General features: G+C 59.7%; 12 protein-coding genes. 3 read left to right on the forward strand and 9 right to left on the reverse strand.

Annotated elements, in window-relative coordinates:
- A partial coding sequence (locus ACRXB1_RS22500) for a PDZ domain-containing protein (RefSeq protein ID WP_449493265.1) occupies positions 1-317 on the forward strand: 317 nt, incomplete at its 5' end.
- A 148-nt stretch (positions 318-465) separates the two neighbouring features.
- Positions 466-1,062, forward strand: a complete 597-nt coding sequence (locus ACRXB1_RS22505; RefSeq protein ID WP_062170258.1) for an FMN-dependent NADH-azoreductase — start codon at positions 466-468, stop codon at positions 1,060-1,062.
- A 65-nt stretch (positions 1,063-1,127) separates the two neighbouring features.
- Here the strand turns inward: ACRXB1_RS22505 and ACRXB1_RS22510 are convergent, their stop codons facing one another.
- The 8 genes from ACRXB1_RS22510 to rpe all read right to left on the reverse strand — a co-directional run bounded on the left by ACRXB1_RS22510 (position 1,128) and on the right by rpe (position 8,370).
- Positions 1,128-1,904 carry a uracil-DNA glycosylase gene (locus ACRXB1_RS22510; protein WP_449493266.1) on the reverse strand — a complete coding sequence of 259 codons (777 nt, stop codon included), beginning with the start codon at positions 1,902-1,904 and terminating at the stop codon, positions 1,128-1,130.
- The gene (locus tag ACRXB1_RS22515; protein ID WP_449493267.1) at positions 1,901-2,557 is read right to left on the reverse strand and encodes a CYTH domain-containing protein; all 657 of its coding nucleotides are present in this window, start codon (positions 2,555-2,557) and stop codon (positions 1,901-1,903) included. The genes ACRXB1_RS22510 and ACRXB1_RS22515 overlap by 4 nt, the downstream gene beginning before the upstream one ends.
- A gap of 21 nt (positions 2,558-2,578) precedes the next feature.
- Positions 2,579-3,364 (reverse strand): indole-3-glycerol phosphate synthase TrpC, encoded by a 786-nt coding sequence (gene trpC, locus ACRXB1_RS22520; protein ID WP_449493268.1) that lies wholly within the window; start codon positions 3,362-3,364, stop codon positions 2,579-2,581.
- Positions 3,365-3,375: 11 nt separating this feature from the next.
- The gene (gene trpD, locus ACRXB1_RS22525; RefSeq protein WP_062000990.1) at positions 3,376-4,407 is read right to left on the reverse strand and encodes an anthranilate phosphoribosyltransferase; all 1,032 of its coding nucleotides are present in this window, start codon (positions 4,405-4,407) and stop codon (positions 3,376-3,378) included.
- Positions 4,408-4,421: 14 nt separating this feature from the next.
- Positions 4,422-5,006, reverse strand: a complete 585-nt coding sequence (locus tag ACRXB1_RS22530; protein WP_062000378.1) for an aminodeoxychorismate/anthranilate synthase component II — start codon at positions 5,004-5,006, stop codon at positions 4,422-4,424.
- A gap of 14 nt (positions 5,007-5,020) precedes the next feature.
- Positions 5,021-6,517 carry an anthranilate synthase component I gene (gene trpE / locus ACRXB1_RS22535; protein WP_062168049.1) on the reverse strand — a complete coding sequence of 499 codons (1,497 nt, stop codon included), beginning with the start codon at positions 6,515-6,517 and terminating at the stop codon, positions 5,021-5,023.
- A gap of 411 nt (positions 6,518-6,928) precedes the next feature.
- Positions 6,929-7,678 carry a phosphoglycolate phosphatase gene (locus tag ACRXB1_RS22540; protein WP_062000354.1) on the reverse strand — a complete coding sequence of 250 codons (750 nt, stop codon included), beginning with the start codon at positions 7,676-7,678 and terminating at the stop codon, positions 6,929-6,931.
- Positions 7,675-8,370 (reverse strand): ribulose-phosphate 3-epimerase, encoded by a 696-nt coding sequence (rpe, locus tag ACRXB1_RS22545; protein ID WP_062000353.1) that lies wholly within the window; start codon positions 8,368-8,370, stop codon positions 7,675-7,677. The genes ACRXB1_RS22540 and rpe overlap by 4 nt, the downstream gene beginning before the upstream one ends.
- Positions 8,371-8,663: 293 nt before the next feature.
- Here rpe and apaG point away from each other — a divergent pair, with 293 nt between their 5' ends.
- On the forward strand, positions 8,664-9,038 hold the full coding sequence (apaG, locus tag ACRXB1_RS22550) for a Co2+/Mg2+ efflux protein ApaG (protein WP_449493269.1): 375 nt from the start codon (positions 8,664-8,666) through the stop codon (positions 9,036-9,038).
- 17 nt (positions 9,039-9,055) lie between these two features.
- On the opposite strand, the gene ACRXB1_RS22555 is transcribed toward apaG, so the two are convergent.
- A partial coding sequence (locus tag ACRXB1_RS22555) for a hypothetical protein (RefSeq protein ID WP_449493270.1) occupies positions 9,056-9,280 on the reverse strand: 225 nt, incomplete at its 5' end.

The raw sequence follows: 9,280 nt of genomic DNA on the forward strand, positions 1-9,280 counted from the left end.
TTGGCGCACGCGTTCGCGGCGGCGCGGATAGCGTGCTTGCGGCCGTCCACGAGAACAGTGCGGCGCAGAAGGCGGGGTTATCGGCGGGAGATGTGCTGGTTGCAATCGATGGTCTGCGCGTCACGGGTTCCAATCTCGATTCACTGCTTTCGCGTTATTTGCCCGGCGCGAAGGTTGAAGTTCACGCATTCCGTCGCGACGAATTGCGCGTGACGCAGGTGAAACTCGACGCGCCGGACGTGTCCCGTTACGTGCTTTCCACGGCCGATTCCAGCGCTCAGACGAAGCAATGGCGTGAACGCTGGCTGAAAGGTTGATGCAGCAATTGCGAACAAAAGGCGGATTGTTCTATCAGTGCAACGATCCGTCATGGGTGCACAGCTTTTTCCCGATCGATTAACCACGAAGAATGCGTCCTGTCAGAGCGTTTTCGCGCTCGCACTCAACCAAGGGACAGGAGTCATCATGACGACCATTCTTCAAATCAATTCCGCTGCCCGCTCGCAAGGCGCCCAGTCCACGTTGCTCGCCGACGAAGTCGCGGCCAAGCTGCTGCAATCGCATGCTGGCGCGAAGCTCGTGGTTCGCAACCTTCTCGCCGATAACCTCCCGCATCTCGACGACGCCACGCTAGGCGCGTTCTTCACGCCGGCCGATGCCCGCACCGCCGAGCAAAACGCCATTCATGCAAAGAGCGAAGCGCTGATCGCCGAATTGCAATCGGCTGACATCGTTGTGATCGCCGCACCGATGTACAACTTCGGCATTTCATCGCAACTGAAGGCTTACTTCGACTGGATCGCACGCGCCGGCATCACGTTCAAATACGGCGCGAACGGCCCGGAGGGCCTCGTGACGGGCAAGAAGGTGATCGTTGTGTCGGCACGTGGTGGCAAGTACAGCGGCACGCCGAACGATTCGCAAACGCCTTATCTGAAGTCGTTCCTCGGGTTCCTCGGCATGACCGATGTCAGCTTCGTGTTCGCTGAAGGCCTGGCAATGGGTCCGGACGCTGCCGGCGCCGCGTTGGCTACGGCGCGGGATTCGATCGCTGCACTGTAAGTTGCTTCAGCTTTAAAAAAGCCCGCCGTGTGTTTGATAGACACGGCGGGCTTTTTCTTGGCGCTTCAGTTTGGCCGATCAGGCAAACGCCAGTTGATGGCCGGCCGTCCATTTTCTTCCAGGTAAGCATTCGCCGACGCGAAATGCCCACAGCCCAAAAACCCGCGATGTGCCGATAACGGCGACGGATGCGGCGCCTCGAGCACGCAATGCGCTTTTCCCGCTGCCACGGCAGACGCGATCAATCCGCGTTTCGCCTGCGCATGCGCGCCCCAAAGCATGAACACGAGATGTTCGTGCCGCATCGCAAGCTCGTGAATCAGCGTGTCGGTGCAATGTTCCCAGCCGCGTTTGGCGTGGCTGCCGGCTTTATCGCGTTCCACGGTCAGCGATGTGTTCAGCAACAGCACGCCTTGCTGCGCCCACGCGTCTAGACAACCGTGATTCGGCGCGGCAAAACCGAGGCTCGCGTTGATTTCCTTGAAGATGTTGCGCAACGACGGCGGCGGACGGACCGGCGCCGGAACCGAAAACGCGAGGCCATGAGCCTGCGGTGCGCCACGGTCTTCGCCGTGATACGGATCTTGTCCGAGAATCACCACTTTGACGTCGGCGGGACTGGTCAGACGCAAGGCGCGAAAGACATCGGCGGGATACACGGTCTTGCCGGCGGCGCGCTCATTGTCGACGAACGCGCACAACGCGCCGTAATGCGGACTTTCGATGAACGCCTTCAGGTGCTTGCGCCAATCGGCCGGCAATGCATCGAACTGGCTCTCAAGCGTTGTGAACGGATGACTTTCCGAAGCGCCTTCGGCCTCGAACAACGACGCCTGGTTCATTTCACGCCACCGTTCGAACCTTCCGCCTTTGGCTCGCACAATTCGTAACCACGGCGCGCTTTGCTCGCATCTTCAGGCTGGAGGTAGAGAAACGCGCCACGCATCTGGGCGGCGAGGTTGGTCATTCCGGCTTCGTCGCCGGATTTGAGTTCGAGTTCCAGTTCGCTGATGGGCGTGGTGCGGCGCTCGCCATCGATATCCGTTACGACTTCGCCAAGATCTAGCGCGGCTTCGATTGTCGCGCCATCGATATCGACGTTCCATATCACGCGTTCAAAGTCCGTACGGAAGAGGGCGTTCAACTCCGGCGCTGCGTCGCGCAGAGCGTTGCGCGCGTGTTCGTCGTCGCAAAGTTCAAGCAGCTTGTCGATCTCCAGCGCTTCGCCCGCAACCGGCATTTCCCATTCGTGCCGGTTATGCATGCCGCCACTCGACTCACCTGCGGTCTTGTACGTCTGCAGCCATTGATCCGGTGCGCCGCGCAGCCGCACAGCGCTCTTTGCTTTGGCGAGCGCGCGGTCAGCGGTGTCGAAGTAGACGTTCGTCAGGTGAATCTTCCGGCCTTCCTGGCCCGTTCGCTTCGTCAGATCCCTTGCGATCTCTTCGTGGTCCGATGTCGGCAGCGCCAGCTTGATCTCACGTTCAATACCCAAAATAAACTCCGTGCAACAGCGTCAGAAGAACATTCGCGCAAGTTCGGTGCCGGGATCGTCGGCGCGCATGAACGCTTCGCCGACAAGGAACGTTTGCACGTCCATTGCCTGGAGCCGTTCGACATCCACGCGCGACAGGATTCCGGATTCGGTCACCACAATGCGCTCTTCCGGCACCATTTCCAGCATGCCGATGGTTGTATCTATCGACGTCTGGAATGTGCGGAGGTTCCGGTTGTTGATGCCGATAAGCGGCGTTTTCAGCGTTAGCGCCTGCACAAGCTCATTCTCATCGTGAACCTCGACCAGCACCGCGAGGCCCAGTGAATGGGCGTAGGCTTCGAGGTCACGCATTTGTTCGGGCAGAAGCGCAGCGGCGATCAGCAAGATGCAATCGGCGCCCATCGCGCGGGCTTCGAGGATCTGATACGGATCGACGATGAAGTCCTTGCGCAGGACCGGCAAGTTGCACGCGGCGCGCGCTTCCTCAAGATACGCGACGCTGCCCTTGAAGAACTGCACATCGGTCAGCACCGACAGACACGCGGCGCCGCCACGTTCATACGACCTGGCGATATCGGCGGGGACGAAGTTTTCGCGTAGTACGCCCTTGGACGGACTCGCTTTCTTCACCTCGGCAATCACCGCCGCTTTACCTTCAGCATGCTTCGCACGCAATGCGCCGACGAAGTCGCGCGAGTCGCGCGCGCTCGCTTGCAAACGCAGCGCCTCCACCGAAATGCTTTCTTGTGAAACGCGGATTTCGTCGCGCTTGACCTGGATGATGCGGTCGAGAATGTCACTCATATCGGATTCCGTTATTTGGCGAATTGCTGCGTGAAGCGCACGAGTTCATCGACTTTCTCGCGCGCCTGACCGCTCGCGATCACTTCTTTCGCGAGGCGCATGCCGTCCTCGATCGATTCCACGACGTTCGCGGCATAAAGCGCCGTTCCTGCGTTCAGCGTGACGATTTCGCGCGCCACGCACGGCTTGTTATTGAGCGCGCCGAGCAGCATGGTCTTCGATTCCTGCGCGTCGGCCACTTTGAGCGTTCGGTTCGACACCATCTGCAAGCCGAAATCTTCCGGATGAATCTCGTATTCGCGGACTTGCCCATCGCGCAGTTCGCCGACAACCGTCGCGGCTCCCAGCGAGACTTCGTCCATGCCGTCCTTGCCGTACACAACCAGCACGTGCTTTGCGCCAAGGCGCTGCATCACGCGAACCTGGATGCCGACGAGGTCTTCATGAAACACGCCCATCAACTGATTCGGCGCGCCTGCCGGGTTGGTCAGCGGGCCAAGAATGTTGAAGATGGTCCGCACGCCGAGCTCACGTCGCACGGCGGCGATGTTTTTCATCGCCGGATGATGGTTCGGCGCGAACATGAAACCCATGCCTGTTTCGGCGATGGATTGCGCGACCTGCTCCGGTTTCAAATCGATATTCACGCCGAGCGCTTCGAGCACGTCCGCGCTGCCCGATTTACTCGATACCCCGCGATTCCCGTGCTTCGCGACCTTCGCGCCGGCGGCCGAGGTAACGAACATGGTTGCCGTCGAGATGTTGAAGGTGTGCGAGCCATCGCCGCCCGTACCGACGATATCCACGAGGTTATCGCTGTCCGGCACCGTCACATGATTGGCGAATTCGCGCATGACGGTTGCCGCCGCTGCGATTTCGCCGATGGTTTCCTTCTTCACGCGCAATCCCGTGATGATCGCGGCGGACATCACCGGCGACATCTCGCCGCGCATGATCATGCGCATGAGGTGGAGCATTTCATCGTGGAAAATTTCACGATGCTCGATGGTCCGTTGCAGCGCTTCCTGGGCCGTAATAGTCATGTTCTGATCCCGGTTCACACGCGTTCGCCCTGCTTCGAGCTTTTAACGAAGTTCTCGAGCAGCGCGTGGCCATGCTCGGACAGGATCGATTCGGGGTGGAACTGAACGCCTTCGACCGCAAGTTCCTTGTGACGCACGCCCATGATTTCGCCATCGGGCGTCCACGCAGATACTTCCAGGCAGTCCGGCAGCGATTCACGCTCGATTGCCAGCGAGTGATACCGCGTCACGCTGAAATGCTTGGGCAGGTCGGCGAACACGCCGCGGCAATCGGTTTCGATCGTGCTGACCTTGCCGTGCATGATGGTTTGCGCACGCACGACCCGTCCGCCGAACGCTTCGCCAATGGCCTGATGGCCAAGACACACGCCAAGAATGGGGATCTGGCCGGAAAATTCGCGCAACACGTCGAGCGTAATGCCCGCATGTTGCGGATTGCTCGGCCCCGGCGAAAGGCAGATCCGCTCGGGATTGAGTTTCGCGATTTCACTAAGGGTGATTTCGTCGTTGCGGAACGTCCGCACGTCTTCGCCCAGTTCGCCGAAATACTGAACCAGGTTATAGGTGAACGAATCGTAGTTGTCGATCATCAGCAGCATGGTCTTTCTCCGGATCAGAAGTCGCTATCGAGGCCGTCTTGCACTTGCTCGGCGGCGCGCAAAACTGCACGCGCCTTGTTCTCCGTCTCCTGCCATTCGGACTCAGGCACCGAATCCGCGACCACGCCGGCGGCGGCCTGCACATACAAATTACCCTTGTGGATCAGGCCCGTGCGAATCGCGATGGCGAGATCCATTTCGCCCGTGAACGACAAATACCCGCAAGCGCCGCCGTACAAGCCGCGTTTCACTGGCTCCAGTTCATCGATGATTTCCATCGCCCGCACTTTCGGTGCGCCCGAAAGCGTGCCGGCCGGGAAGGTCGCGCGCAGCACGTCGAAGTTCGTCGTGCCGGGTTTCAGCTTGCCTTCCACCGAACTGACGATGTGCTGAACGTGTGAATACTTTTCGATCGCCAGTTTGTCCGTCACGACCACCGAACCCGTTTGCGCAATCCGGCCGACATCGTTTCGCGCCAAATCGATCAACATCACGTGTTCGGCGACTTCCTTTGGATCGTTGAGCAATTCGGTGGCGAGTTCGGCGTCGCGCTCGGGCGTGTTGCCGCGCGGCCGTGTGCCGGCGAGCGGACGAATGGTGACGATACGTTCGTCGCCACGCTTTTCCTGGCGCACCAGGATTTCCGGCGATGCCCCGACCACATGAAATTCGCCGCCGAAGTTGTAGTAATACATGTACGGCGACGGATTCAGCGACCGCAACGCGCGATACAGCGAAAGCGGATTATCGCGAAACGGCTTCACGAGGCGCTGGCCGACCTGAACCTGCATCAACTCGCCCGCCGCGATGTATTCCTTGGCCTTGCGCACCGCGTTCAGGTAGTCCTCTTTCGCAAACTCCCGATACGTCTCCGTACGCACGCTCGCCGACGTCACCGGCGGCTGCACGGTCGTACGCAAACGCGCACGCAGTTCGCGCAGGCGCTGCCTGGCTTTCGTGTAAGCCTCCGGCACGGTCGGATCGGCGTAGACAATCAGATAGAGCTTGCCGGCGAGGTTGTCGATGACCGCCATTTCCTCGGTCAGCAGCAACTGGATATCGGGCAGGCCGAGATCGTCGCGCGGCGCCGAGTGCGCCAGCTTTTTCTCGATATAACGCACGGCGTCGTAGCCGAAGTACCCTGCCAGACCACCGCAAAAGCGCGGCAATCCCGGGCGTTGCGCAATCTTGAACCGCTTCTGGAATGTTTCGATGAACGTCAGCGGATCAACTTCGCTCGTTTCGATTACCTGACCATCCTTCACCACTTCCGACACGCCGTTCTGCACGCGAATCATCGTGCGTGCCGGCAAGCCGATAAACGAATAGCGGCCAAAGCGCTCGCCGCCGACCACGGATTCCAGCAGGAAGGAGTTGGCGCCATTGCGCTCGGTCTGAGCGAGTTTGAGATAAAGCGAAAGCGGCGTTTCGAGGTCGGCGAGCGCCTCGGCAATCAGCGGAATGCGGTTAAAGCCTTCATTCGCCAGCGATTGGAATTCGAGTTCGGTCATGTTCTGATCCTTTGCGTGTCGCTTGTTGGGTTTTGCGACATCGAGCACATACTGGGCGCTGCGGAAAATTCACCGCGCGGCGCTTAACCCGCTTGGGTTTGTGCGTCGGCCGGGGCTTCACGCACTGCATGTCCGATTATCAGGGCTCGGGGCCGTTCACGGGAACCGTGTGGACTCGAGACACTCACGACACAATCGGGCGCAGCGAATGATGCGCATCAAGCCGGGCATCAAAGGTAAGGCAAGTCAGCGGGATCGGCGCGCGGAGTGCGCAGCGAAACAAAAAACGGTGCTGAAGACGAGCTTCAGCGGACCTCAGGCGAGGTTAGCGCGACCAGCGACGCCAGGGCCAGGCTCCCCGGTCGATGCTGCTCAGACTCCGTTTTTTGTTCAGAAACATGAGGGATTAAGCTAGTCAGTCAATGTTGTCGCGCCGGGTGCTTCGGGCGCGGCCATGGTTGCTGCTATTGCCTGTGCGGCAGCCAGCAGGGAGGAAACTATACCATCGGATTTCACGAGGTGCACGGGTTTGCCGTGGTTGTAGCCGTAAGGCACCGTCAGCGTCGCCATTCCGGCCGCGCGGCCCGCCAGCGCATCGTTCTCCGAGTCGCCGATGGCAACCGCTTCCCGCGGCAAAACGTCCAGGCGTTCGCAGGCGATCAGCATGGGCGCCGGATCGGGCTTTTTCTGCGGGACCGAGTCGCCACCGAGTACGACCTTGAAGTATTCCGCGAGGCCGAACTTCGTCAGCAATTCGACCGCGAACCGGTGCGGCTTGTTCGTTACGCACGCGAGCGGCAAGCCGAGATCGCGCAACGCTTTCAGCCCTTCGGCGACTTCGGGATAAAGCGTTGCGCTCTGTCCGTTGATGCGCGCGTACTCGATCTGATAGATCGCGAGGGCATCTTCGAATTTCGTGGATGCTTCGAGCGCCGAAAACCGCACGGCCAGAATGCTACGGATCAGATTCTCCGAGCCTTTTCCTATATAGCCGATCACCTCGTCGCGATCAGTCGCTTTCGCGCCGATGCGCGCAAGCATGCCGTTCAGCGCCGCGGTGAAATCGTCTGCTGTATCGACCATGGTGCCGTCCAGGTCGATGATCGCCGCTCGCAACGTCTTGTTCGTGAATGCCGGAAGCTCGGCGCTGAGTTCGCTCATCTTGAATCCCCGGTGTTCACTTTGGCCAGTTCCTCGCGCATCTTGCCGATGATCTCGGCGTAGTTGTGATGCCCGAAAATCGCCGATCCCGCCACGAATGTGTCCGCGCCTGCTTCCGCGATTTCACGAATGTTCTCGATCTTCACGCCGCCGTCTACTTCCAGATGAATCTCGCGTCCGGTCCGCTCGTTGTATTCATCGATACGCCGGCGCGCTTCGCGCAGCTTGTTGAGCGCTTCCGGAATGAACGACTGGCCGCCGAAACCCGGGTTCACCGACATGATCAGCACGAGATCGACCTTGTCCATCACGTGATCCAGGTGATTTAGCGATGTCGCCGGGTTGAACACCAGGCCAGCCTTGCAGCCGTGATCGCGAATCAGTGACAGCGTCCGGTCGATATGATCCGAACCTTCCGGGTGAAAGCTGATCACATTCGCACCGGCTTCCGCGAAGTCAGGCACGATACGGTCCACCGGACGCACCATCAAATGCACGTCGATAGGCACGGTCGTATGCGGCCGCAGCGCCTTGCAGACCATGGGGCCGATTGTCAGGTTCGGAACGTAATGGTTGTCCATGACGTCGAAATGGATCCAGTCCGCGCCGGCGGCGACGACATTGCGAACCTCTTCGCCGAGAATGGCGAAGTCGGCGGACAAGATACTGGGGGACAAGCGGAATTGCGTCATGACGTCTGCCGGTTGCAAGCGAGGAACTCATTTTACCGCGACACGCCGTTTTTGACCGTCGGCCGAACGGCTAACGCGCGGGGCCGGCTGCCGGCGCTTTTTCCCGTCGTCGCAGGATTTCGGCAACGTTTCAGCCGCATGACAAAGCCGTCGCAAGCCACCGCGTTCGGTTGCGGGTACCGGCTGCATCAAGCAGAATGCGTCACCTGATGTTCACGCAAATTCGCGTAATCGTGCCGCTGTTCGCCCTGCCGGGCGTCGCTGCGCGCAGCATATTTTGAATTGGAAAAGCGATGAGCCAGTATGAATTCAGCGTAGCGGTCCAGACGCAATACCTTCCTGAACAATCGGAACCGGATGCTCACCAGTTTGCGTTCGCATACACGCTGACCATTCGGAATACCGGTCAGGTCGCCGCGCAACTGATCTCGCGGCACTGGATCATCACGGATAGCGACAACGTGGTCCAGGAAGTGAAAGGGCTTGGCGTGGTTGGCAACCAGCCCTTGTTGCCGCCGGGCGAGAAGTTCGAGTACACGAGTTGGGCCGTGATCGCAACGCCGGTCGGCACCATGCGCGGATCGTATTTCTGTGTGGCCGAAGACGGCGAGCGTTTCGAGGCGGCCATTGCCGAGTTCGCGCTGCACATGCCGCGCACGCTGCACTGAGCAAGCGTTGGGTCCCGCTAACGCCTGTTTTTCTTTTTGCCCGACGCCGTCCACGCGACGATAAAAATCAACAGAAGCAGCGCCACGAGTGACTCTAGCGCAAAAACAAGCATTGGATATTCGTCGAATAGATCTGACATGGCGGTTCTCATCAAGAACGAACATTGTAAGCGTTTCACCTCTTCGCTCGCCGGATTGGCGGCTTGGGCGGCTTTTCTTACCACTGCCGTTTTACTGGCATC

This window comes from Caballeronia sp. M23-90 (assembly GCF_053574605.1).

What these genes read in the sequence shown, in the direction of transcription:
- rpe (WP_062000353.1), bottom strand. Translation starts at nt 8,370, where the DNA reads ATGACGCAATTCCGCTTGTCCCCCAGTATCTTGTCCGCCGACTTCGCC.
- ACRXB1_RS22540 (WP_062000354.1), bottom strand. Translation starts at nt 7,678, where the DNA reads ATGAGCGAACTCAGCGCCGAGCTTCCGGCATTCACGAACAAGACGTTG.
- ACRXB1_RS22505 (WP_062170258.1), top strand. Translation starts at nt 466, where the DNA reads ATGACGACCATTCTTCAAATCAATTCCGCTGCCCGCTCGCAAGGCGCC.
- ACRXB1_RS22530 (WP_062000378.1), bottom strand. Translation starts at nt 5,006, where the DNA reads ATGCTGCTGATGATCGACAACTACGATTCGTTCACCTATAACCTGGTT.
- trpD (WP_062000990.1), bottom strand. Translation starts at nt 4,407, where the DNA reads ATGACTATTACGGCCCAGGAAGCGCTGCAACGGACCATCGAGCATCGT.
- ACRXB1_RS22510 (WP_449493266.1), bottom strand. Translation starts at nt 1,904, where the DNA reads ATGAACCAGGCGTCGTTGTTCGAGGCCGAAGGCGCTTCGGAAAGTCAT.
- trpE (WP_062168049.1), bottom strand. Translation starts at nt 6,517, where the DNA reads ATGACCGAACTCGAATTCCAATCGCTGGCGAATGAAGGCTTTAACCGC.
- apaG (WP_449493269.1), top strand. Translation starts at nt 8,664, where the DNA reads ATGAGCCAGTATGAATTCAGCGTAGCGGTCCAGACGCAATACCTTCCT.
- trpC (WP_449493268.1), bottom strand. Translation starts at nt 3,364, where the DNA reads ATGAGTGACATTCTCGACCGCATCATCCAGGTCAAGCGCGACGAAATC.